23 protein-coding genes are annotated in these 21,946 nt (G+C 43.2%); 14 read left to right on the forward strand and 9 right to left on the reverse strand.

Features of this window, described 5'->3' with window-relative positions; all coding sequences use genetic code 11:
• The first annotated feature begins 2 nt into the window (after positions 1–2).
• Entirely contained in the window at positions 3–1,196 is a 1,194-nt protein-coding gene (locus BV372_RS00965; protein ID WP_086681846.1) for an ATP-binding protein, read from the forward strand.
• Positions 1,193–2,206, forward strand: a complete 1,014-nt coding sequence (locus BV372_RS00970) for a ParA family protein (protein WP_086681849.1) — start codon at positions 1,193–1,195, stop codon at positions 2,204–2,206. The genes BV372_RS00965 and BV372_RS00970 overlap by 4 nt, the downstream gene beginning before the upstream one ends.
• A 154-nt stretch (positions 2,207–2,360) precedes the next feature.
• Here the strand turns inward: BV372_RS00970 and BV372_RS00975 are convergent, their stop codons facing one another.
• Entirely contained in the window at positions 2,361–3,149 is a 789-nt protein-coding gene (locus BV372_RS00975) for a circadian clock KaiB family protein (protein ID WP_373270734.1), read from the reverse strand.
• A gap of 157 nt (positions 3,150–3,306) precedes the next feature.
• On the reverse strand, positions 3,307–4,614 hold the full coding sequence (locus BV372_RS00980; protein ID WP_086681852.1) for a type IV pilus twitching motility protein PilT: 1,308 nt from the start codon (positions 4,612–4,614) through the stop codon (positions 3,307–3,309).
• Between the two features lie 716 nt (positions 4,615–5,330).
• On the opposite strand from BV372_RS00980, the gene BV372_RS00985 reads away from it, so the two are divergent.
• Positions 5,331–5,705, forward strand: a complete 375-nt coding sequence (locus BV372_RS00985; protein WP_086681855.1) for a hypothetical protein — start codon at positions 5,331–5,333, stop codon at positions 5,703–5,705.
• A 229-nt stretch (positions 5,706–5,934) separates the two neighbouring features.
• Positions 5,935–7,050 (forward strand): non-hydrolyzing UDP-N-acetylglucosamine 2-epimerase, encoded by a 1,116-nt coding sequence (gene wecB, locus BV372_RS00990; protein WP_086681858.1) that lies wholly within the window; start codon positions 5,935–5,937, stop codon positions 7,048–7,050.
• A 427-nt stretch (positions 7,051–7,477) separates the two neighbouring features.
• Here the strand turns inward: wecB and glgA are convergent, their stop codons facing one another.
• The 3 genes from glgA to BV372_RS01005 all read right to left on the reverse strand — a co-directional run bounded on the left by glgA (position 7,478) and on the right by BV372_RS01005 (position 10,695).
• The gene (gene glgA / locus BV372_RS00995; protein WP_086681862.1) at positions 7,478–8,914 is read right to left on the reverse strand and encodes a glycogen synthase GlgA; all 1,437 of its coding nucleotides are present in this window, start codon (positions 8,912–8,914) and stop codon (positions 7,478–7,480) included.
• Between the two features lie 224 nt (positions 8,915–9,138).
• Positions 9,139–10,110, reverse strand: a complete 972-nt coding sequence (gene hemC, locus BV372_RS01000) for a hydroxymethylbilane synthase (protein WP_086681866.1) — start codon at positions 10,108–10,110, stop codon at positions 9,139–9,141.
• A 162-nt stretch (positions 10,111–10,272) separates the two neighbouring features.
• Positions 10,273–10,695 carry a lysozyme inhibitor LprI family protein gene (locus BV372_RS01005; protein WP_086681869.1) on the reverse strand — a complete coding sequence of 141 codons (423 nt, stop codon included), beginning with the start codon at positions 10,693–10,695 and terminating at the stop codon, positions 10,273–10,275.
• Positions 10,696–10,783: 88 nt separating this feature from the next.
• Between BV372_RS01005 and BV372_RS01010 the strand changes: the two genes are divergently transcribed.
• From BV372_RS01010 to BV372_RS34940, 6 genes are all read left to right on the forward strand, one after another.
• Entirely contained in the window at positions 10,784–11,011 is a 228-nt protein-coding gene (locus BV372_RS01010; RefSeq protein WP_086681872.1) for a type II toxin-antitoxin system Phd/YefM family antitoxin, read from the forward strand.
• Positions 11,011–11,400 carry a type II toxin-antitoxin system VapC family toxin gene (locus BV372_RS01015; RefSeq protein WP_086681875.1) on the forward strand — a complete coding sequence of 130 codons (390 nt, stop codon included), beginning with the start codon at positions 11,011–11,013 and terminating at the stop codon, positions 11,398–11,400. Before BV372_RS01010 ends, BV372_RS01015 begins: the two co-directional genes overlap by 1 nt.
• A 120-nt stretch (positions 11,401–11,520) precedes the next feature.
• Complete coding sequence (locus BV372_RS01020) at positions 11,521–11,703, forward strand: hypothetical protein (RefSeq protein WP_086681878.1); 183 nt, start codon at positions 11,521–11,523, stop codon at positions 11,701–11,703.
• Positions 11,704–11,745: 42 nt separating this feature from the next.
• Positions 11,746–11,970: a DUF2281 domain-containing protein gene (locus BV372_RS01025; RefSeq protein ID WP_086681882.1), complete on the forward strand. Its 225-nt coding sequence runs from the start codon at positions 11,746–11,748 to the stop codon at positions 11,968–11,970.
• Positions 11,970–12,374 (forward strand): type II toxin-antitoxin system VapC family toxin, encoded by a 405-nt coding sequence (locus BV372_RS01030; RefSeq protein ID WP_086681886.1) that lies wholly within the window; start codon positions 11,970–11,972, stop codon positions 12,372–12,374. The genes BV372_RS01025 and BV372_RS01030 overlap by 1 nt, the downstream gene beginning before the upstream one ends.
• Before the next feature lie 7 nt (positions 12,375–12,381).
• The gene (locus tag BV372_RS34940; protein WP_143844925.1) at positions 12,382–12,576 is read left to right on the forward strand and encodes a hypothetical protein; all 195 of its coding nucleotides are present in this window, start codon (positions 12,382–12,384) and stop codon (positions 12,574–12,576) included.
• Positions 12,577–12,690: 114 nt separating this feature from the next.
• On the opposite strand, the gene BV372_RS01035 is transcribed toward BV372_RS34940, so the two are convergent.
• Positions 12,691–12,900, reverse strand: coding sequence for a type II toxin-antitoxin system HicA family toxin (locus tag BV372_RS01035; RefSeq protein ID WP_086681889.1), 210 nt, complete (start codon positions 12,898–12,900; stop codon positions 12,691–12,693).
• Entirely contained in the window at positions 12,897–13,100 is a 204-nt protein-coding gene (locus BV372_RS01040) for a type II toxin-antitoxin system HicB family antitoxin (RefSeq protein ID WP_086681892.1), read from the reverse strand. Before BV372_RS01040 ends, BV372_RS01035 begins: the two co-directional genes overlap by 4 nt.
• 447 nt (positions 13,101–13,547) lie before the next feature.
• Here BV372_RS01040 and BV372_RS35825 point away from each other — a divergent pair, with 447 nt between their 5' ends.
• A complete protein-coding gene (locus BV372_RS35825) occupies positions 13,548–13,694 on the forward strand; it encodes a hypothetical protein (protein ID WP_179197933.1) in 147 nt (48 codons plus the stop codon).
• Positions 13,695–14,326: 632 nt separating this feature from the next.
• Here the strand turns inward: BV372_RS35825 and BV372_RS37000 are convergent.
• The gene (locus BV372_RS37000) at positions 14,327–14,479 is read right to left on the reverse strand and encodes a hypothetical protein (RefSeq protein WP_218776661.1); all 153 of its coding nucleotides are present in this window, start codon (positions 14,477–14,479) and stop codon (positions 14,327–14,329) included.
• 7 nt (positions 14,480–14,486) lie between these two features.
• Here BV372_RS37000 and BV372_RS01055 point away from each other — a divergent pair, with 7 nt between their 5' ends.
• The gene (locus tag BV372_RS01055) at positions 14,487–18,542 is read left to right on the forward strand and encodes a CheR family methyltransferase (RefSeq protein WP_256973051.1); all 4,056 of its coding nucleotides are present in this window, start codon (positions 14,487–14,489) and stop codon (positions 18,540–18,542) included.
• A gap of 254 nt (positions 18,543–18,796) precedes the next feature.
• Here the strand turns inward: BV372_RS01055 and BV372_RS01060 are convergent, their stop codons facing one another.
• Positions 18,797–19,093: an AAA-like domain-containing protein gene (locus BV372_RS01060; protein WP_086681901.1), complete on the reverse strand. Its 297-nt coding sequence runs from the start codon at positions 19,091–19,093 to the stop codon at positions 18,797–18,799.
• Positions 19,094–19,308: 215 nt separating this feature from the next.
• Between BV372_RS01060 and BV372_RS01065 the strand changes: the two genes are divergently transcribed.
• Together BV372_RS01065 and BV372_RS01070 are read left to right on the forward strand one after the other, a co-directional pair.
• Positions 19,309–20,280, forward strand: a complete 972-nt coding sequence (locus BV372_RS01065; protein WP_086681905.1) for a YegS/Rv2252/BmrU family lipid kinase — start codon at positions 19,309–19,311, stop codon at positions 20,278–20,280.
• Between the two features lie 102 nt (positions 20,281–20,382).
• Positions 20,383–21,945: a metallophosphoesterase gene (locus BV372_RS01070; protein WP_086681908.1), complete on the forward strand. Its 1,563-nt coding sequence runs from the start codon at positions 20,383–20,385 to the stop codon at positions 21,943–21,945.
• The last annotated feature ends 1 nt before the right edge of the window (position 21,946 follow it).

Raw genomic sequence — 21,946 nt, forward strand, 5'->3', positions numbered from 1 at the left:
TAATGAATGATCAGGAGTTAGAATTTCTCCTCAATGACCTGGAATCAGATCGGGTAGAACGCAAGGCTTCAATATCTGATAAAAATAAGCTTTGCGAAGCAATTTGTGCCTTTGCTAATGATTTGCCTAACCACCAACTACCAGGAGTTCTATTTATTGGAGTTAACGATAATGGTAGCTGTGCAAATCTTTCCATAGATGATAGGCTTTTGGTCACACTTGCAGCTATGCGTTCTGATGGAAACATTTTGCCTTTTCCGACAATGATTGTGCAAAAGCGAAATATTGGTGGATGTGAACTGGCTGTAGTGATTGTGGAACCATCAGATGCACCTCCTGTACGCTTTAATGGACGTGTTTGGATCAGAGTTGGCCCCCGCAGAGCCACTGCTACAGCAGAAGAAGAACGTCGTTTAGCTGAAAAAAGACGTTCAAAAGACTTGCCTTTTGATCTGCGAACTTTAACATCAGCAAGTTTAGATGACCTCGATTTAGAGCTTTTTCTTCGAGTTTATTTACCTTCTTCTGTCGCCGACGAAATTCTCCAAGAAAATCAGCGTTCTATTGAACAGCAATTAGCAGGGGCGCGTTTTGCAAAAATTGAACAAACAGCTACACCAACTATCTTAGGTGTATTAGTGGTGGGTAACGACCCTAGACAATTTGTTCCTTGTGCCTATGTTCAATTTCTTCGCATTGATGGTACAGAATTAACTGACCCCATCAAAGATCAAAAAGAAATTAGTGGTTCGCTTATAGATGTGCTAAGGATGTTAGATGAAATTTTTCAAGCTCATATCTCGGTAGCAACAGACATCACTGCACAGCCAATAGAAATTCGCCAACCTGATTACCCTATAGTTTCCTTGCAACAAATAGCAAGAAATGCAGTTATGCATCGTACCTATGAAGGAACAAATGCACCAGTAAGAATTACTTGGTTTAATGACAGGATTGAAATTCAAAATCCAGGTGGGCCATTCGGTCAAGTAAATCGGCAAAACTTTGGTCAACCTGGGATTACAGATTATCGTAATCCACACCTTGCCGAAGCGATGAAAAATCTTGGTTATGTTCAGCGATTTGGAGTAGGAATTCAATTAGCACGTCAGCAAATTCAGAAGAATGGCAACCCGCCCTTAGAATTTGCTATCGAAGATACTTATGTGTTAGCAACACTCAAGAGAAAACCATGAGTACCACTATAATTGCTTTCTTTAATAACAAGGGGGGAGTTGGCAAAACTTCCTTAGTCTATCACTTGGCTTGGATGTATAGCGATTTAGGGTATCGGGTAGTCGCTGCTGATTTAGATCCGCAAGCAAACCTGACGACTGCTTTTTTGGATGAGGAACGCTTGGAAGAGATTTGGTTAGAAAAGCATCATCAAAAAACTATTTTTGGATGCGTTGAACCACTAATTAAAGGTATAGATGATATTGCAGAACCTCACTTAGAATATATTGCTAATTATGATTTATCAGCTAATAAACTAGCACTTCTCGCAGGTGATTTATTGCTTACAAGTTTTGAATCTTACCTATCAAGCAGATGGCATGAATTGCAATCCAGAAAAACCCTTTCTCTTCAATATCTATCTGCTTTTTGGAGAATTCTTCAAAAAGCATCGATAGGTAATAAAGCTGATATTATTTTAATGGATTTAAGTCCAAATTTAGGAGCTATTAATCATGCAGCACTAATTGCCGCAGATTATGTTGTCATACCACTTTTATTAGATATATCTCCTTTATATGGATTACGTAATCTTGCTCAGACTCTCACTCGTTGGCGAGAAGGCTGGAAAACTATATTAGCTAATAATATTACTGATGCTGAACCTTTACCAGCAGGTATTATCCAGCCCATCGGATATGTTGTTTGTCAGCTACCAATGCGATTAGATCGACCAGCAAAAGCATATCATCTTTTAATGAGTGAAATCCCAAAAGTTTATCGAGAAGCTATGTTGAATGATCGAGAAGATGAAAATATTTCTTTACAGGATGATCCTAATTGTTTAGCTTTACTCAAAAGCTACCAAAGTTTAATGTCAATGGCTCAAGAAGCTCATAAACCTATGTTTCATTTAAAACCTGCCGACGGTGCTATTGGTGCTCATACTAGGGCGGTAAAAAATGTTTATGAAGATTTTGAAAAATTGGCTCGTAAGATAGCAGAACGAACACAATTGAAAACTTTCTAAATCCATTTAAACCTCGTCCATGTTGAAACCTGGAGTTTTGAAATATTCTGTTGTGTCATTGCGACGTTCGCTCTTAGCGCTCCCGCAGGGTAGGAAGCAATCGCAAAACTTAGGGAAAAACTACACTTCTCAAGTTAGACGGGGTTTATTAGCTTTAAAACTTTTCTTGAGCACCTAACATTTGTAATATTTTTTCTACACGATCCAAATCTCCAACCATGCGGCGGATTGGATGTGGCCAGACTTTGACTAGGGTGGGTGTAGCACTAACCTGATCGATTTCTGCTTGTTCTGGATTAGTTAAAACATCAACAACTTTTAAAGTATACGGTTGTGCGAGCGATCGCTCTAATAGTTCGTGTAAATTATGTAGAATGCGTTCGGTAGCTGCACTATGTCCCGCTACAAACAAGCGAAGGACATAAGCTTGGGTTTTTAATCGTAAATTTTGCGTCTTTTTGGGAACGCGATCGTATTTAAAGACTGGTTCAGTAACATCTAATTGCACAATTAAGTCATGGTCTTCCCAAAGCTGGGGAAACGAGGAGCGATAAGTTGCCAAGACCATGCGATCGCACAATCCATCCGGCCAGGGTGCTGCTTGCCATACTAAATCCCCTGTATCAAAGATGGCATTTAGCACAGCCTGATGTCTCAACACTGCTGGATAAGCTTCAGCAAAGGTTCGCACTTGTTGTGTACGCGGATCTAACCAATGATCGACAGTCGCGGTGTAACAAGGAACTAAAAAATGAGGCGGTTCTGGTAAATCTAATATTTCCTGTAAAGCTGCACACAAATGCAAATGCCATCGACCTTGTTTACCAGGGTCGATGCTGTAAATCAAATCTCCTCCAGGTGTAAATAGGGCAATACCTTTAAATAGCTGAGGTTGAGATAGTTTGCCTGTATTCAAGTCAGTTAAAGGAGCTAGGGAACTCAACACTTATGGGCATTGGGCATGAGGCATTGGATTATCTAAGTTATTGATATTTATCCAAGTAGTATTTTTAAGTCAGCTATTCATGCCCGGCTTTGGCACAACCAAGTATGAAAATTGCTACCCTTTCCTTCTGCCTCCTGCCTTCTGCCTTTCTTTTTTAAACTCGACCTCGGAGAAATTGCGCCATTTCGTTAGGAGTTGGTGACATTTCCAAGGCTGTTTCTTCAGTAATGCGCCCGTCTTGGTAGAGGTTAAACAATGACTGATTCATAGTAATCATGCCGTCAAAGCTGGCTTGCTTCATCAGTTCGGTAATTTCATCATATTTACCGTCTTTGATCCATTCCTTAATTGCCTCGGTGTTAATTAGGATATCGTGGAATGCAGCACGCTTACCATCAGTTGTACGACACAAACCTTGGGCAATCACCGATACTAGAGACTCAGAAATTGCCACCCGCATGGCATCTTGTTCTTCGCCAGAGTAGAGATTCAGTATCCGCTCAATGGTTTTCACAGCACTATTCGTGTGCAGGGTTCCCATTACTAAGTGACCAGTCTGAGCAGCTTTTAACGCTGTGTTGACTGTTTCTTTATCTCGCATTTCACCCACTAGAATCAAATCTGGGTCTTCCCGCAACGCTGCTTTTAAGGCGTTATCAAATTTTCGGGTGTGCATTCCCACTTCCCGTTGTTTAATTAAGGCTTTTTGGCTTTTGTGGACAAATTCAATTGGGTCTTCGATGGTAATGATGTGCTTCGGCATTTCTTTATTGATATAGTCAATCATTGCCGCCATCGTTGTGGACTTACCAGAACCAGTAGGTCCGGTTACCAAAATTAAACCTTTATGAACATGACAGATATCTCGAAAAATTGCGGGTAATCGCAATTGCTCCATTGTTAAGATTTTTAGCGGGATTAACCGCAGTACCATTGCATAGCCCCTCAAAGAGTCGAAGATATTGATCCGCACGCGAGCAAAATCGTACTGGGTGGCTCCGTCAAATTCTAAATGTTCTTCAAAGCGCTTAATTTCGCCCTCTGTTAATACCTCCCGCATCCAACTGACAAAAGTTTCTTTATCTGTTTGGGGATAATTCGTTGTCTCAATTTCTCCTCGGTTACGAAAGCGGGGTATTTCACCTACACCCAGGTGAACGTCAGAAAATCCTTTATCGTAAGCTTCCTTAATTAGGTGTTCTAATTTTAGACCCGAACTACTGCTTTGGTTAGCTGCAACATGAGGAATTGGCGGTGGAGTACCAGGACGATGAGCTGCAACAGGTGTAGAAGCCGAAGCTGGTGGTGGTGCTGGCGGAACCCCAGGGTAGTTTGACATATCCAATGTCTGGGTAGCCTGACGTTGCGTATTTAACGCTGGTGGTGGTGGTGGTGGTGGTACTGGCGGTGCAGGACGTGTAGCAGCTGAGTTAGAACTTGGTGGACGCTGTAAGTCTGTCATAAATCTTTACAAAGTTGCGAACAAAAAATAAATTAGAAACAAGTCACCTGTGGATGCCCTGAGGGCGCTTAAAGGTATAGCAGTCGCTTTCTGTTGGCTCGGTACGTGAAAGCAACAGTCAGTTTCTGTTTATGAATAGAATTGGTATTTTTTTTTACTAGTCTGATTTCATCTATTATTTCAAGATTTTTTTAAACTCAATATATACCTGTTTAACATACTGTTACCCTTAGCGAGTATCAGTAAATATTCTGCATATTAATAGTGTTTAAAATAACATTATATTTAATAGTAAATACTTTTCACTGTTTAGATGAGAAATTTCATCTTGAGATAGACAAAACTTGTTAGCTATGCACAGCAAAAACATTAGCAGATATTTTATTCAGCCCAATCTAATATTTATGAGAACATTAGTCTGTTATTATAAGAAATGTTAAGTAGAGTCCAATAAAAGGGTTTAAAACATATCTAGAAAGCGGATGAATCTTGGCTTATATACCTCCAGACAGATGCCGATCCCACGTTTTTTCCCTATATGTGAACTGGAATTTACATTCATAATTATAAAAAATTAACTGTAAACTTTAGTAAATAAATGCTCATCTTAGGAGTAGGTTTTTATATACTTAACTTCTAATTAAACAGTTCAGTTTACTCGTGAAAGCGAGATATCTGAAATTAAATTCTTGCTGTGTATTTTGGGAGGAAAAGTCATGGTTTCGGCTGAAAGCTCTAATCTCGGAAAGACCTACTCCTTGTTAATGATCAAAAGTTTTTTGATCTGGACTTTCACATTGGCAGTTTGCTTGTTGGTTGTCGGGTTTCCATTAGTGGTTTTGATGGCTACGGTCGGGTGTCTGTTGTCGATTGTGTTGCAATCTGTGATGCCTGTTAGCGCTGTTTTGCTTGTAGCAGGCGGTTTGATTTTGTTTAATGTTATGGCAGTTTTATTTGCTGCTGGAGTACTAACTGCTAAGGGTGTACATCCAAAACAAATCAAATGGTTGAGTTGGTTACATGGAGAAGCAGAAGAAATGCAGACTAGTGTTTACGCTGCTTGCCCGTTAACTTGCGATATCAAAATGTAATTGCTGAATTCGACAAACAGTACATCTGCCCGGTTAAGCCGGGTTTTTTCATGTTTATTTGTCATTTGTCATTTGTCTTTCTCATCCCCTTCATCTGCCTCATCCGACTTATCCCTCTGTTCTGTGTTTCCTCACATCCCATTTGTCATTTGTCAGGATTGAGGGATTGACGGATTATGAATTCTTAATCACTATTGACTATTGACCAATGACCAATGACCAATGACTAATGACTAATCAAAAACGAGTTTATATAATTTTAGGTACTCGTCCGGAGGCGATTAAACTAGCTCCGGTAATTCAAGTCTTTCAAAGGTCCCCAGATTTTGAGTCGCAAGTAATTCTGACTGGACAGCATCGTGAAATGGTTGAGCAAGTAATGCAGCTGTTCAACCTAAAAGCAGACGGTAACTTGGAGATTATGCAGCCTCAGCAATCTTTGAGTGACATTACCTGTCGCAGCTTGCGAGGGTTAGAAAATTTATTTAATCAGAGCAAACCAGATTTAGTCATAGTGCAGGGAGACACTACTACAGCTTTTGCCGCAACCTTGGCGGCATTTTATCAAAAAATTCCTGTAGGTCATGTAGAAGCCGGATTAAGAACTGATAACCTATTTAATCCTTACCCAGAAGAAGCTAACCGACGGCTAATTTCGCAACTTACTCAGTTGCACTTTGCACCAACTCCTCTGGCTGTGGAAAACTTACAGCGTTCTGGTGTTTTGGGTGAAATACACTTAACGGGTAACACTGTGATTGATGCACTGTTAAATGTAGCTGCGACCGAGCCAGCCTGTAATATAACTGGCTTAAACTGGGCATCATACCGCACGCTGCTAGCTACAGTTCATCGGCGGGAGAATTGGGGAGAACCACTGCAAGGCATTGCTCAGGGTTTTTTACAGATACTAGATAAGTTTCCTGATACAGCCTTGCTATTACCATTACACCGCAATCCTACGGTAAGAGAACCATTACAAGGGCTTTTAGGAGAGCATCCCCGAATTTTTTTGACAGAACCTTTAGATTATGCAGAACTGGTAGGAGCAATTGGGCGATCGCATTTTTTGCTAACTGACTCTGGTGGATTGCAAGAAGAAGCGCCTAGCCTCGGTAAGCCTGTGCTGGTTCTTAGGGAAACCACAGAAAGACCAGAAGCAGTGGCGGCAGGTACAGCCAAACTTGTAGGAACTCAAAGCGAGAATATTGTTGCTGCTGCGGCTGAGTTGCTAAGTAACCCAGTAGCCTATGAAACAATGGCAAACGCAATTAATCCCTTTGGGGATGGTAAGGCAGCCGAGCGCATTTTGGAAATTGTGAAAAATTACTTTCAACGTAGTTAACAAAACTTAAGGCTTTGGACTGGAAATTGGGTATTGGGGGTTAGAACGTTGATTCAGTATTCAAAATTGTGACGAAACAACTCAGTTTCAATTTTCCAAACTCAGACAAACCCGATTTTGGGAATGGACTTGTAGTCCCAATGCCAATCAGACTCAAACGAATCACAGATGCACACCGATATTTCTTTGTGTGTATCGGTGTGCATCTGTGATTTGATATCCAAAACATCGACGTAACGTGACTTCGATGCACAGGATTTTGACCTCGCCCCCAGATCTTCTCCTACTAGGAGAGGGAGGTTGGGTGGGTGAGGTTTGTCGAATTCACGTTGAATTAGTGTTCAAAAATTAGGGATTAGTTATTGAACAAACTCTTCCCTAATCCCTCTTCTCTTATCTTCCTATTCTCCAGTCCCGACTAAGTCTACTATTGAGTTACTGATTCACTCAAAACTAACTCTGGTTGTGGTGTAGCTTCTTCTTCTTCTTCTGGCAAGCCAAATATTGACCTGTACAGCTTCACGTATTGCTTAGCAGATTGATACCAACTAAAATCCTGGTTCATGCCGCGCTGTTGTAACTCGCCCCATTGAGGTTTGAAACGGAAGCCTTCCCAAGCGCGGATCATGCAGGTGAAAAGATCTAGTGGTTCATAGCGGTCAAAGCAATAACCAGTACCTGCCTCGTTTATCGGGTCGAAATGGGATACAGTGTCAACTAATCCGCCTGTACGGCGCACAATCGGCACAGAACCGTAACGCAAAGCCATCATTTGGCTGATACCGCAGGGTTCAAAACGGCTAGGCATTAAGAAGGCATCAGTACCAGCGTAGATGCGGCGAGAGAGGGCATCGTTATACAGGAGATAAGTTGCCATGCGTCCGGGATAACGGGAAGCCAACTGCCACATTTGGGTTTCATAGTAGCGATCGCCTGTTCCTAGAAGAATAAATTGGGCGTCAGTATATGCTAAAAAGCGATCTAAGATTTGCAATACCAAATCCAGGCCTTTTTGCTCGACTAACCTTGTCACCATGCCAATTAAAAAGGCATTGGAGTTGACTTGTAGTCCCACTTCTTCTTGCAGAGCAATTTTGTTAGCCTTTCGTTTATCTAGGGTATCGTCAGTAAAAGTTTGGGTAATATATTTGTCATTTTCTGGGTTATAAACTTCGGTATCTATGCCGTTAATAATCCCAGATAACTTACCGCTGATGAAAGACAGCAAACCTTCTAGCGTTTCACCGTAAGCAGCAGTCTTAATTTGCTCGGCATAGGTGGGAGAAACTGTGTTTACCCTGTCGGCAAATTGTACCGCCGCTGCCATAGTGTTGTGTCCTTGCATATACCAGGGACACCAAGTAATTTTTTCTAAATACCAGCGCCAAGGCCCTTGATAAGCCAAGTTATGAATTGTAAATACGCTAGTGATATCTGGATCTTGGTGCATCCATACAGGAATCATCCCTGTATGCCAGTCATGGCAGTGGACAATTTCGGCCTTCCAGTAATTCCAGCAAAACTCAGCTGCACCATTAGCAAACAAGGTGAACCGCCAATCTTCGTCCTCTCCCGCATAAATACGGCGAGGCGTAAAGGCAGGATGCCCAAACAAATACAAGGGAACATCAGTACCAGGTAGAATGCTTTCATAAACAGCAAAGTCCTGAAACATGGCATATCCCCGCCAGATGGGTTCTTTAGGAATCTCCATTTTGTCTGGCAGAAAGCCATAGTAGGGCAAGAATATCCGGACATCATGCCCCATGTTTCTCAAGATTTTTGGCAATGCTCCCACAACATCACCCATTCCTCCGACTTTTGCAACGGGAGCTGCCTCTGCTGCTACAAATAGAATCCGCATGGTAATTTTTGTTTCCCCGGTTCTGCTGATTTTCTAAGCTTCATTTCTGATCTAATCACATCTGGTGACTAAAACAGTGATGAGCATTGGTCATGGGGCATTGGGCATGGGGCATGGGGCATAGGTGATTACTTATTTCCCCCTTGTCTCCCTTGTCCCATTTCTCCCCCACACGCCCCACACGCCCCACACGCCCCACACTTCCTTCCTTGTCCCCTGCGTAATCAAGAACCCCGTTGGATTTCGGTAAAGATGACATCTAAAATTTCCTGCGCTCCCTGTTGACGCAAGAGATTTGCTAATTGATTGCCTAGCTGTTCGGCATTTTTAGCTTCTCCCGAGACAGTATCCTTAACCAGCTTTTGCCCATCCACGCTAGCGACTATGCCTGTTAATGTTAAATTATCACCATTAATTTCAGTGTTAACACCAATAGGTACTTGACAACCACCTTCGAGATCGCGCAAGAAAGCGCGTTCAGCTAAACAGCGATCGCGTGTTTGGGGATGTTCAATAGCTTTGAGTAGAGATATCAATTCGGTATCATCAGCACGGCATTCTATACCTAATGCACCTTGACCTACGGCATGGAGAGAAATTTCTTTGGGTAGAATTTGGTGAACGCGATCGCTCATTCCCAATCGCTCTAACCCTGCTACTGCCAAAATCAAAGCATCATACTCACCCGCATCTAATTTAGCCATGCGTGTATTTAAGTTTCCCCGAACATCTTTAAAAGTAAAGTGGGGGAATTGATTACGTAACTGTGCCAATCGCCGTAGGGAAGATGTACCAATTACCGCACCCTCTGGTAAGGTATCAATTTGCTGACCTTTATGCTTTTCATGCAGTACTAAGGCATCTGCTGGGTTTTCCCGTTCTGTAATTGCTGCCAGTGTTAACCCTTGAGGTAAGTTAGTTGGCAGATCCTTTAGGGAATGAACCGCAAAGTCAATCTCCTGATTGAGCATCCCAAGTTCTAACTCTTTAGTAAATAATCCTTTATCACCAATCTTGGCTAATGCTACATCTAGGATTTTGTCGCCTTGGGTAGACATGGTATGGACTTCAAAAGCAATCTCAGGAAAGCTTTTTTGGAGTTGCTCTTGTACCCAGTAGGTTTGAACTAGGGCGAGTTGGCTTTTACGAGAACCAATACGAATTGTGCGTGCAGGACTGGAAACAGCTGAAGTCATAAAACAATATGTCAAACCGGGCGATAAATTCACTCTCATCTAGACTACCGCAGTGAGTGACTTACCGGATGCTAATTGCCTGATTTAGGTTAAGTTTATTTTCGCTATTCTTTACATTTATTTACACTTTTTCAACTACAAGCACAACGACTAGCAGTCATATTAATGGTCAGAATGAAGGTATTCCTCTAATTGTTGGGTACGCTGTTGTGTGGTTTGTTCCAAACAACCTAAATAAATAGCAGGAGCAATACTTCCCCCCTCATATTGGCTTCTTTCATACTCACAACTGGTATCACGAAACTTAATCCATGCTTGCTGTGCGGTAATTAATTTCTGTTTTCTGGAAATAGATAAAGTTGGTACGAGTTGTTGATAAGCTTGATTCAATTTTTTATCAGCATTCTGATAGGATAACTGAGCGCATCGATTGATTTCGAGTTGAGTTTGAGCGTTATTACAGTTGAGCTTTTGAGCTAAGTCTATCTCTGATATTTCTGGCTTTGTATTTGCTATTGCTACAGTACTAATAGACAAACTGCTGAGGGCAAGAATACTGAAAAAAGGAAGTAAAAACAGATTCATATATTTTGATAGTTACGTGTATGCATCAAAATAGCATAAAATGGACAGAGACTCGTATAGTTGAAAGACTGCGGCTGGAGATTAACTGATGAAAACAATCGATATTAACCAAGCCCTTACTGAAATATCAGAATTAATTGAAAAAGCAGTCGATGGCGAAGAAATTATTATCACTAAAAACAACCAACCACTAGTCAAATTAGTTTCCCTACAACCCCTACCTAAACGTCCTGCGCTTTTTGGCAGCGATCAAGATTTAATTTCCATTACTGATGATTTTGATGATCCTTTAGAAGACTTTAAGGATTATATGTAGTGAAATTATTGTTAGATACCCATAGTTTGATTTGGTTTTTTTCTGGCAATCGTCAATTAAGTAATACTGCTCGAATCTACATGGAGGACGTTAAACATCAAAAATTAATTAGTTTAGCAACTGTGTGGGAAATGGCAATTAAACAAAGCAAGCAAAAATTAACTTTAGCCTTGCCATTAGAAGATTATATTCAACAAAAACTCAATCTAGAAGATTTTGAATTACTCCCCATTAATTTGAATAATCTGGCTATTATTTCCTCTCTACCCTTCCATCATCATGACCCTTTTGATCGGCTGATAATTGCACAGGCTATAGTAGAAAAAATTCCGATTTTAAGTCGAGATTTAGCTTTTGATGACTATGGCATTCAACGGATTTGGGATTAAGTGCGTTACTGATATTGTAGTGCGATCGCATTTTCAGCCGATACAATAGCATTGTCGGTTGATGCGATCGCAGTTTACTCTAAAAGATAACCCACTAGTTGCAAAAGGCGGCGAATAGTCATGACAGGTACTACAGCAAAGCAAAAAATACTTAAAGCTTTAGAGGAGATGCCACAAGATGTTTCGTTCCCGGAGATCATGGAACATCTTTACTTTTTGTATAAGATAGAACAAGGGTTAAAGCAAGTTGCAGATGGTGATATTATTTCCCATGCAAAAGCTAAAGCACAAATGAAGAAATAGCTTTAAAAAAATTAAAGAAAAACAGTAGCACGGGAAAATATTATGAATCTTGAACAAGCTGTGTTAAAAAAGTTTCGGCAGCTACCTATAGATAAGCAACAAGAATTATTAGATTTTGCAGAATTTCTGTACCAAAAAATAACTACAAAATCTGCCTTACTCAGTGTTAGAGGGTTATGTACTGATTTAAAGGTAGATATTACAGAAGAAGATATTACTCATGCACGTCAAGAAATGTGGGGTAATTTTCCTAGAGATATTGTTTAATGACATCAGTAGTAGCAGATACACACGCTTTAATTTGGTACATTTTTGACGTAGATAGACTATCCGAAACAGCATTAACAGCATTGGAACAAGCAGTGAATGCAGGTAATCCTATTTACATATCAGCTATCACAATCATAGAGATTTCTTATTTAGTTGAGAGAGGAAGATTTGCAGAGGAAGTGCTGACACGAATTTTAAATGCGTTGGATGATCCCAATGTCGGCATTGTATTTGTACCTCTGGATCGCAATATTTCAGGAATTATTAGGCAAATTGATAGGGCAACGGTTCCTGATATGCCTGATAGGATTATTGCAGCCACCGCTTTTTCTTTAGGTATTCCCTTGGTGACTCGTGATTTGCGAATTCAAGCTTTAACTACAATTCAGACTATTTGGTAGCAAGTAGATGCGATGTCTACGACAAGCCGCTCCGCGTCTACGCAATGTCACCCGATACAATCGCATTTTGACTCAATACAATGGCTTTGTGACTCGATGCAATGATATTGTCACCCGATACAATGGCTTTGTGACTCGATGCGATGTCTACGACAAGCCGCTCCGCGTCTACGCAATGTCACCCGATGCAATGGTATTGTAAGTTGATGCGATCGGATAATTACAGCAGATTGCAACTGAGTTAAGTACAGATAATCGTAGGAAACATGGCTGTACACCTACCCGTGGACTTCACATACCTGAAATATGCTGTAATTTACGCCAAATCCTCTTCTGTTAGATCAGCGATTTTCATTAATGCTCTTAAAGTCCCGATTTTCAAGTCTTGATTTCGATGAACCGGAATAGAAAGTATTTTAGTAGAATCAGAATTCTGGTATATGTGATGGCTACCTGTAATTCTCTGTAAAACCCAACCGCGGTATTCGACGATTTTACATAGGTTTTTCCCAGAGATTGATTTCATACTGCAATCTCGACAATTTGAGCATTTGATTCCAGTTTGTGACTACTATTTGCGACTTCTAACCAGCCTTCTATTGCATCTTTTAAATTAATTAATACCTCCTCCATTGTCTCGCCTTCAGTAATACAACCGGGGAGCGCTGGAACTTCAGCCCAATAGCCACCTTCTTCTGCTGGATGAATAATCGCTTTTATTTTCATCGGCTTTGCTTTTCTTGGCTTATATTCAATTATCCGGTTTTTCAGATTTTAGGGCAAACAAAAAAACGTAATCAACCATAGGGCGATCGCATTGTCACCCGATACAAATCGCAATCAAAGTCGTTTTGATCGTCATCAAAGTCGATCTGATTGCAATCTGAGTCGATCTGATCGCAATCTAATACCAATTTGAAAAAAGAATGCGACAGATGGTAAATATAGACAGAAGTAGCATTCAGGGTATGTGATGGCAGGGGTAACGCATATCGAGATTGAAGAGAGTGTTGAGGAGCTAGACGCAACTGTACATCATCTAGCACGTTACAGGCTCAAAGCCAAGCTCAAAGTCCCACGTCCACAGAATCGAAAGCAAGACAAAGAGAAACTTGAGGCTTTTAAAAAAACCTTGCCGACGATCTGCAACTAATTAGCCAATATGCCAGCATCATGTTGCCTCAGTACAACAGTATTCGTTACTTTGTACAAGATGAAAGTAGATTTGGACTAAAAACCATCGAGGGGCGTAAGATTACCTTACCAGGGGTGAAGCCCATTGGTGAGTGGCAATGGCAGTTTAAAGCATTTTGGCTATAGGTCCCAGTCGAACCGCTTACGGGTGAAAGTTTGTTTTGGCAGTTCTCTCATGTTGATACTAAATGCTACCAATTACAGGACTTTTAAAACATCCTCTAAGCTTTGCTGTGTCCAAATTGGAATAAACCTTCTTCGCTGATGAGATGGTGTCCACTGATTGTTGTTGCATCTAAACGCACTTTCTCCACTCGCTTCATTATTTTAACTGCATTGGGTGGATATAGCAGGAGGCAGGTGGTCACTGAATCTCGACTTCGCTCGATTTCCGCGTAGCCGAAGTGAGGCAGGAGGTAAAAGTATTACTATTCCTAGATTTTATGCTTTCAAAATCTCCTAACCTGTGTGACTACGGCTCATCGGAAAGCTCAGAATCGCTTTATCATGTTTCTACAATAAGGAATAGTCTCACTGGACTAGAATTGCAGTGCTATTGTGTGTTATTTGTATTTTCGACAATTGAAAAATTAAGTAATTAAACGTGTAATTGGCTCTTAATTGCTTACTTTGGGGGGAAGGTTAAGGCTGACCCAGTGCGATAGGATGAGGCTGACTTAGCACATTCGCCCTGAGTTTGCGCCAATTATTTTGGCAAAAAATGCTCAAAACCCCGTTAATGAAAGGATCTCTGCTTTCTATCCATGAATTTCCCCCCCCAGAGAAAATTCATTTGCACCGCCTCCAGGTGAACCGATCAATCCAGAGCAATTCCCTAAAACCGATGCTCCCTTTCCGATTGTTGGCATCGCTGCTTCTGCTGGCGGATTAGAGGCATTTATAGAACTCATTGCTCACTTGCCCGCAGATACGGACATGGGGTTCGTGCTGATTCAGCACTTATCTCCTGACCACAAAAGCTTGCTGTCTGAAATTCTAGGCAGAGTCACTACCATGCCAGTGCAGCAGGTACAAGACCGGATGATGGTCGAGCCAAACGAAGTGTATGTGATTCCACCTAATACTGAGATGACGATTGTCGATGGTATGCTGCACTTGGCTTCGCGTCAGAAGATTGAGGGCAAATATCTGCCGGGGGATGCGTTTTTTAAATCATTGGCAGCCGATCGCGGCAGCAAAGCGATCGCTGTCGTGCTATCGGGTATGGATGGAGACGGTGCTCAGGGATTGAAAGCGATCAAAGTAGCTGGCGGGGTGACGTTTGCTCAGTGTGAAGACACGGCAAGATTTGACAGTATGCCGAGTACCGCTGTGGCAACTGGGAACGTTGATTTTGTGCTGCCGCCAAAAGCGATCGCCGAACAAATAGCTGCCCTCAGCCGCAGTCCCTTTTTGTTATACTCAGAGCCACTGCAAGTTATAGAGAAGTTGTCCGAACCAGGCGATGCGCTGACCCGAATTTTTGCCCTGTTGCGAACAACGACGGGCGTTGACTTCACCGCTTATAAGCCCACCACGATCAAGCGTCGAATGCAGCGACGGATGCTGCTCTATAAGCTAGAAACCCTAGAAGACTACACTCAGTATCTACAAGCGCATCCGGCTGAAGTGCAAGCACTGTATGAAGAAATTCTGATTCACGTCACTAGTTTCTTTCGTGACCCGGAAACGTTTGAGCAGTTAAAAGCGCAGGTTTTTCCGGCGATTAGCCAAAACAAAACCGCAGCAAGACCGATTCGGGTTTGGGTGGCAGGCTGCTCAACCGGAGAAGAAGTCTACTCCCTCGGCATCTGCCTGTTAGAGTTTTTTAGCGATCGCGCCACCGTGCCGCCGATTCAGATTTTCGCTACCGATATTAGCAAAGCCGCCATCGACAAAGCTAGAGCCGGCTTCTACTTAGACAGCCAAATGGAAGGCATTTCGCCAGAGCGCCGCCATCGCTTCTTTGTGCCCCTGGAAAGCGGCGGCTATCAAATCAGCAGCGCAATTCGCGAACTGTGTGTGTTTGCTCGTCACAACTTAGGCGGCGACCCGCCTTTCTCGAATCTCGATCTGATTACCTGCCGGAACGTGCTGATCTATCTATCCGATCCGTTGCAAGAGCGAATCATGTCGCTGTTTCACTACAGCCTCAACTCAAGGGGCTTTCTGGTCTTGGGTACTTCAGAGAGCGTCAAAACTTCCTCAGAATTGTTTACTTCTGTGGATGAAGCGGCCAAGATTTATGCAAGGAAGCTGACTTCGACGCAATCGCTGTTTTCGTTTACGACTCCTCCTTTGCCCTTTGTCAGCGTCGCTCATCAGGATCGCGTCACTGAAACCATCGCCAGTACGTTGGATCTGGCACGAGAAATCGATCGGCTGATTTCAAATCGCTATGCGCCTGTCTCTGTTGTTGTTAACGACCAAATGCAGATTTTGTCTATGCGTGGAGACACCGATCGCTACCTGAAACTCACCCCTGGCAGCATCGACTTAAACTTGCTGCTGATGGCGCGAGAAGGATTGGCGATCGCGGTGCGGACGGCAATTTATCAAGCTCAAACGCAAAACGTTTCGGTTCGACAAGAACGAATTGAGATTAAATCGGGTGAGCAATCCACGTTTCTCAATCTGGAAGTGATGCCGTTTCAGCCGACAACGGCAAACGCGGCTTATTTTCTAGTGATTTTTGAAGCGGTTTTACCTTTGGCTACTCCCCTCACTTCCACCCTGACTGAGGGGCAAGAGCTAGAAGACTTAGAGCGTGAAGTGATGCAGCTTAGGCAGTCGCTAGCCGCCGCAACGCAACGCGAACTTTCGGCGCAAGTTCATCTGCAAGCGGTCATTCAAGAACAGAACTATCTTAACCAAAGCCTGCGCGTAGCGAACGAAGAAATCCTGTCAAGCAACGAGGAGTTGCAAAGCACGAACGAAGAACTTCAAACGGCGAAAGAAGAAATTCAAGCCACTAACGAAGAACTTTCCACAACAAACGACGAACTTCGTAGCCGCAATCTGCAACAAAACCGAGACAATAGCGACCTGAACAACTTCATTGAGAGCATCAGCGTCCCCATTTTAATGCTGACCAATGATTTGAGAATTCGCCGCTTTACACCTGCCGCGCAGCGCTTGTTCAATTTCATTGTTGCCGATGTCGGCCGACCGTTTAACGACCTCCGCACTGATTTTAACGTTTCTCATTTAGAAGCGATGACCTTAGAGGTACTGGAGACGCTCAACACCAAAGAGCAGGAGATCCAAACTCAAGCAGGCTACTGGTATGCACTCCGCATTCGCCCTTATCGCACGACGGAAAATCAAATTGACGGGGTAACTATGGTTTTCCTCGACATCAACGCGCTCAAATCCCATGCCGAAGTGTTAGAAATTGCTCGTAACTATGCAGAAGCGATCGTCGAAACCGTGCAGATCCCGCTACTCGTGTTACACTCCGATCTGCGGGTGAACACGGTCAATCAAGCGTTCTACAAGATGTTTCAGGTTACTCAAGCTGAAACCGAGCGAGCCTTCTTGTTTGAGCTAGGCAATCAGCAGTGGAATATTCCCGAACTGCGATCGCTTCTAGAAGACGTGTTAATCAACGATCGTCAAGTTCAAAATTTTGAGGTAGAGCATCATTTTGAGGGCATTGGGCAAAAAACCATGCTGCTCAATGCCTGCAAGCTGCAACGAGACGACCAGACGGACATGATTTTGCTGGCAATTTCAGACATCACCAATCGCAAGCAGTTTGAAGTGGAGCGATCGCGGCTATTAGAACAAGAGCAAGTCGCCCGTCAGCAGGCAGAAGCCGCCAACCGAGCCAAAGATGAATTTGTCTCGAACCTCTCCCATGAACTCCGAAACCCGCTCAACACCATGCTGGGTTGGGCAAAAACGCTTCGCACGCGCAACCTGAATGCAGCGATGGTCACTCATGCCCTAGAAGTTATCGAGCGCAGTGCAAAATTGCAATCTCAACTGATTGAAGATATTCTCGACATTTCCCGCATCACCAGCGGTAAGCTGTTTCTCAACACCCGTCTGATTGATTTACGCGTGGTGATTCGAGCGACGATCGAATCTATTCAACTCTCAGCCGAAGCCAAGAACATTCAACTTGTTTCACACTTGAATCGTGCAATGGTCGTTGGGGATATCAATCGCTTACAGCAAGTCTTGTGGAATCTGCTCTCCAACGCCATCAAATTCACGCCGTCAGGTGGACGAGTCGAAATTGTGCTTGAGTCGATCGGGACTTACGCTCAAATTCAAGTCAGTGACACCGGACAAGGAATTGAGGCGGACTTGTTGCCGCACATTTTCGAGCGGTTTCGTCAAGGAGACTCCAGCACCACCAAGGCAAAAGCAGGGCTGGGATTGGGGCTAGCGATCGTGCGTCATCTGATCGAACTGCACGGCGGCACGGTGCAGGCGGAAAGTCTAGGTGAGGGGCAAGGCGCGACATTCACCGTTCGGCTGCCGCTACAGAATCTCACCTCAGAGGTGACATCAGCAAGTGATCTAGAGCCGATGGCATTGATGGAAGCGGTCAATACTTCGGCTGAACCTGTGCCTGCTTTAACAGGATTGTGCGTTTTAGCCGTAGACGATGAAGTTGATACCTGCGATCTGTTCAGATTTGTGCTGGAAAGCTATGGGGCCCAAGTACTAACCGCCGCATCGGCTAGAGCAGCCTTATCCGCTCTTTGCGAAGACCCCAATCGATTCAATGTGCTGATTTGCGATATTGGGATGCCCGAAGACGACGGTTACTGGCTGATTCGGCAAGTGCGATCGCTCAGTGCCGAAGCGGGCGGGCAAATTCCAGCCGTTGCCCTTACTGCCTACGCAAGTGAGGCAGAACGACAGCAAGCGATCGAAGCTGGCTTTCAAGTACACGTTGCTAAACCCGTTGAACCTGTTCAATTGGCATGGCTCGTGGCAAACCTGGCGGGACGAGCTTAGGGATTTTTCATTGAAGGAGGCAGGGGGCAGGTGTAGGTTGGGTAACACTAAAGTTCAACCCAACCTACGATTTTTCTTAACCCAAGCGTATTGCATTAAAATTGGCATTTAGTGTAGTGTAGCCTTCTTGAAGAACTTGCTCTTAGCTCGACTTTATCCATTCAGAAGGATAAGACAAAAAAGAATAGGTTAAACAAAGACTTAACAGCGAGAACGTTGAGGGTTAAACTGACAATCAGCCCTAATAGCATCTATTAAATCTGCATACCTGGATATGCAAAGAGTCGCTCAAAGTTATCTATAGCTAAAACTAAAGGACTATCAGTAACCGCTAATAAATATTTTTGGAAATAACGAGTACAGTTTTTATTCAGCCCAAAAACTTCTTGCCAGTATTTATCTAATGTGGCTATGAAATATTGGTCACGATTCTTTGACCTTTTCAACCCCTCCTTAATTTCGCGCATCTCCTCACCCAGACGCAGCTGACTGCTACCTTTGGGATTTGCGGATAAAAGTAGAATTTTCCGAGTTTGATTTTGGTTACTCATTACGAGATTTGAACCACAGAAGTCCAAAAGGAAGGCTAAACTGGCAGATATCTACCTTTTGAGTATGCGGTTTTTCGGACTTTAGGGCAAACATCGGTATAACTTTGGCGGTGTGCTAAACAGGGAAGCAGCCATCAGGAGGAAGTAAAAATCTTATAGGTATGCTATGAATAATTTGTTATTTTTATGATCTTGTATCTTAAGTTTTTATCCTTATGAAACGTTCCGCCTGCCTTATTTTTAATCCGGTTGCGGGTCAGGGTGATTCAGAACAAGATCTGGTGCAGATTCGAGCAATACTAGAGCCAGAAATTGACTTAGATATTTACATAACTACTGAAGAAATCGGTGCTGACAAACTGGCTTATGCAGCAGTTGAGCGTGGGGTAGATGAAATTATTGCGTCGGGTGGAGATGGTACTCTCTCAGCCGCCGCGGCAGCTGTAATCAATACTGAGATTCCCTTAGGGATTATTTCTCGAGGCACAGCAAATGCTTTTGCCACAGCTTTAGGTATTCCTGATACCATTGACGCCGCCTGCGAGACTATCTTGCAAGGAACAACTAAAAATGTAGATGTAGCCTATTGCAACGATCTGCCAATGGTACTACTAGTTGGGGTAGGTTTTGAGGCTGAAACTGTAGAAAAAGCAGACCGAGAAGCTAAAAAACGCTTTGGGATTATGGCATACGTCTTGGCAGGACTTCAACAGTTGCGGGAGTTAGAAAGTTTTGATGTAGAAATTGAAACTGAAGATAGGATAATTAAAACCAGCGCTGTGGCTGTAACAGTGGCAAATGCCGCACCTCCGACTTCAGTTTTGGCTCAAGGACCAGCAGGCCTGATTTATGATGATGGGCTGCTGGATTTAACAATTGTCGCTCCAGTTACTAAAGCAGGAGCGATCGCAGCCACATATCACCTATTTCAAACTGCTTCTTCAGGTAATCCAGCAGAGAGGGATGATATTGGCTACCTGCGAGCCAAACAATTTAAAATCACGACAGAACCACCGCAAAAAGTAGTCCTAGATGGTGAAATCATCGGTAACACACCGATAGAAGTCAAGTGCGTACCAGCTGGCTTGAAGGTTTTTGTACCAATGGTAGAAGAGGAAGTACCTACAGAAAAGTTAGAGGGACTGCCCAACTTAACAATTGAGTTCAAAGATACAGTTGAGGAGTAAAGAAGGGGGACAAGGGGACGCTCTAACGCGGAGAAATAATAAATGACAAATGACCAATGACAAATGACAACTGACTAATGCCAAATTCAGGAGTAAAGTGCATTGAAACTTGTTTCCGATCCGGCGATCGCTAAAAAAATTCGCAAGATGCAGCAACGGGTAAAATGGCAAGACCCGTTAATTTTGGAACGCAGCATTGACCAAACTAAGCTAGTACTAGAAGATGGTCACGCAGACGATTCTGAGTTCTCGTTTTTGGTTGTAGGCGATAGTGGTGCCGGAACGCACAAGGGGCACGATCCCCAAAGACGAGTTGCTGAACTGATGTTACCCCATCATGATGAATGCCGTTTTATGCTGCATACGGGTGATGTGATTTATCTTGTGGGGTCGAGAGAGTACTACCAACAGAACTTTATCCAGCCTTACCAAGAGTTTCTCGTAGGTGGTGAACAGCCGAAAAAGATTGCCTATGACAAAATGGTTTTCAATCTGCCGATTTTACCTGTACTAGGAAATCACGATTACTATGATTTGCCACTTTTATTTGGCTTAGTTTCTGCAACAACATTACCCATCCGCCGCTTACTGCAATCGCGACTAGATTTGGATGTCGGTTTATATGGCTCAGGAACGGGTGATGCTTATGCACGGGCGTTTCTAGACTATCTCTGCACCTTTCAATTTCCCGGAGACTTAGCCCGTCACCTAGACCAGCATTACACCAGTAAAACAGACAGTGGTCGCTGTCTTTCCTATCAGCCAGGAAGCTTTACCCGTCTACCAAATCGCTATTACACCTTTCGTTACGGTGGTATTGATTTCTTCGCGCTGGATTCCAATACATTTAACGATCCGCCACCACTGCCTAAAACTCAAGAAGGCGATGCCGATCGCAAAATCTTAGAGAAACGCCGCGCTGATTTAGAGCTAGAAAAGCAGCGAATAATGGCAGATTCAGCAATCCTCAATCCAAACAACCCCAAGGATGCCGAACAATTAGATGATTTGCAAGTAAAACTCACCCAAATCGAGGAAATTATTGTTGATATCGACAAGCAACTAACCAGTGACAAAACAACATTGACTGATATTGAACAGCTAGACTGGCTAAGGCAAAGACTAATTGAATCTTGGAACACCAAAGAAGTTCGAGGCAGGATAATTTACTTTCATCATCCTCCCTATGTAACTGAGGCGACAAAATGGCAACAAGCACAAACTTTGGCAATCCGTAACCGCCTGCGTGGGGTACTAGATGCGGTGGCTGAAAAATTAGGTTCCCTAACTCAGGGGCGTCCTTTAGTTGATTTGGTGATTAACGGTCATGCTCATTGCCTAGAATATCTTCAAACAGCAGACACAGGACACGCTGATTCTCATATCCCTTGGATTGTTTGTGGTGGTAGTGGTTTTAGTTTACGCCGCCAGCGAACTGAGGGGCCAGATTTGAGGGAAATTAGGAGAGATGGAGAGAAATTAGTCGCGCGATCGCATCTTTTCATCGGACGCAGCGGACAGGGTTTCCAAAAGCATAGACCTTACTCCTGCCTTCGCATTGATGTCAAAGGCGATGGTCAGCCTAAATTTATTGTCCGTCCCTTAGTTGCTGAATGGTATCAGAGACAGTGGCGCGATCGCTCAATTGAACCGTTTGAGATCTAAC

The sequence above is a fragment of the Nostoc sp. T09 genome (assembly GCF_002154695.1).
Lineage (GTDB): Bacteria > Cyanobacteriota > Cyanobacteriia > Cyanobacteriales > Nostocaceae > Aulosira.

Coding starts and splice junctions, on each gene's coding strand:
- BV372_RS01060 (WP_086681901.1), bottom strand. CDS start 19,093: ATGAGTAACCAAAATCAAACTCGGAAAATTCTACTTTTATCCGCAAAT.
- BV372_RS35825 (WP_179197933.1), top strand. CDS start 13,548: ATGTTGCCTCAGTACAACAGTATTCGTTACTTTGTACAAGATGAAAGT.
- BV372_RS00980 (WP_086681852.1), bottom strand. CDS start 4,614: ATGACAGACTTACAGCGTCCACCAAGTTCTAACTCAGCTGCTACACGT.
- BV372_RS01040 (WP_086681892.1), bottom strand. CDS start 13,100: ATGAAAATAAAAGCGATTATTCATCCAGCAGAAGAAGGTGGCTATTGG.
- BV372_RS01020 (WP_086681878.1), top strand. CDS start 11,521: ATGACAGGTACTACAGCAAAGCAAAAAATACTTAAAGCTTTAGAGGAG.
- BV372_RS37000 (WP_218776661.1), bottom strand. CDS start 14,479: ATGAGTTCTATAAATGCCTCTAATCCGCCAGCAGAAGCAGCGATGCCA.
- wecB (WP_086681858.1), top strand. CDS start 5,935: ATGACTAATCAAAAACGAGTTTATATAATTTTAGGTACTCGTCCGGAG.
- BV372_RS01025 (WP_086681882.1), top strand. CDS start 11,746: ATGAATCTTGAACAAGCTGTGTTAAAAAAGTTTCGGCAGCTACCTATA.
- glgA (WP_086681862.1), bottom strand. CDS start 8,914: ATGCGGATTCTATTTGTAGCAGCAGAGGCAGCTCCCGTTGCAAAAGTC.
- hemC (WP_086681866.1), bottom strand. CDS start 10,110: ATGACTTCAGCTGTTTCCAGTCCTGCACGCACAATTCGTATTGGTTCT.
- BV372_RS01010 (WP_086681872.1), top strand. CDS start 10,784: ATGAAAACAATCGATATTAACCAAGCCCTTACTGAAATATCAGAATTA.
- BV372_RS00985 (WP_086681855.1), top strand. CDS start 5,331: ATGGTTTCGGCTGAAAGCTCTAATCTCGGAAAGACCTACTCCTTGTTA.
- BV372_RS34940 (WP_143844925.1), top strand. CDS start 12,382: ATGCGATGTCTACGACAAGCCGCTCCGCGTCTACGCAATGTCACCCGA.
- BV372_RS01030 (WP_086681886.1), top strand. CDS start 11,970: ATGACATCAGTAGTAGCAGATACACACGCTTTAATTTGGTACATTTTT.
- BV372_RS00965 (WP_086681846.1), top strand. CDS start 3: ATGAATGATCAGGAGTTAGAATTTCTCCTCAATGACCTGGAATCAGAT.
- BV372_RS01005 (WP_086681869.1), bottom strand. CDS start 10,695: ATGAATCTGTTTTTACTTCCTTTTTTCAGTATTCTTGCCCTCAGCAGT.
- BV372_RS01065 (WP_086681905.1), top strand. CDS start 19,309: ATGAAACGTTCCGCCTGCCTTATTTTTAATCCGGTTGCGGGTCAGGGT.
- BV372_RS00970 (WP_086681849.1), top strand. CDS start 1,193: ATGAGTACCACTATAATTGCTTTCTTTAATAACAAGGGGGGAGTTGGC.
- BV372_RS01035 (WP_086681889.1), bottom strand. CDS start 12,900: ATGAAATCAATCTCTGGGAAAAACCTATGTAAAATCGTCGAATACCGC.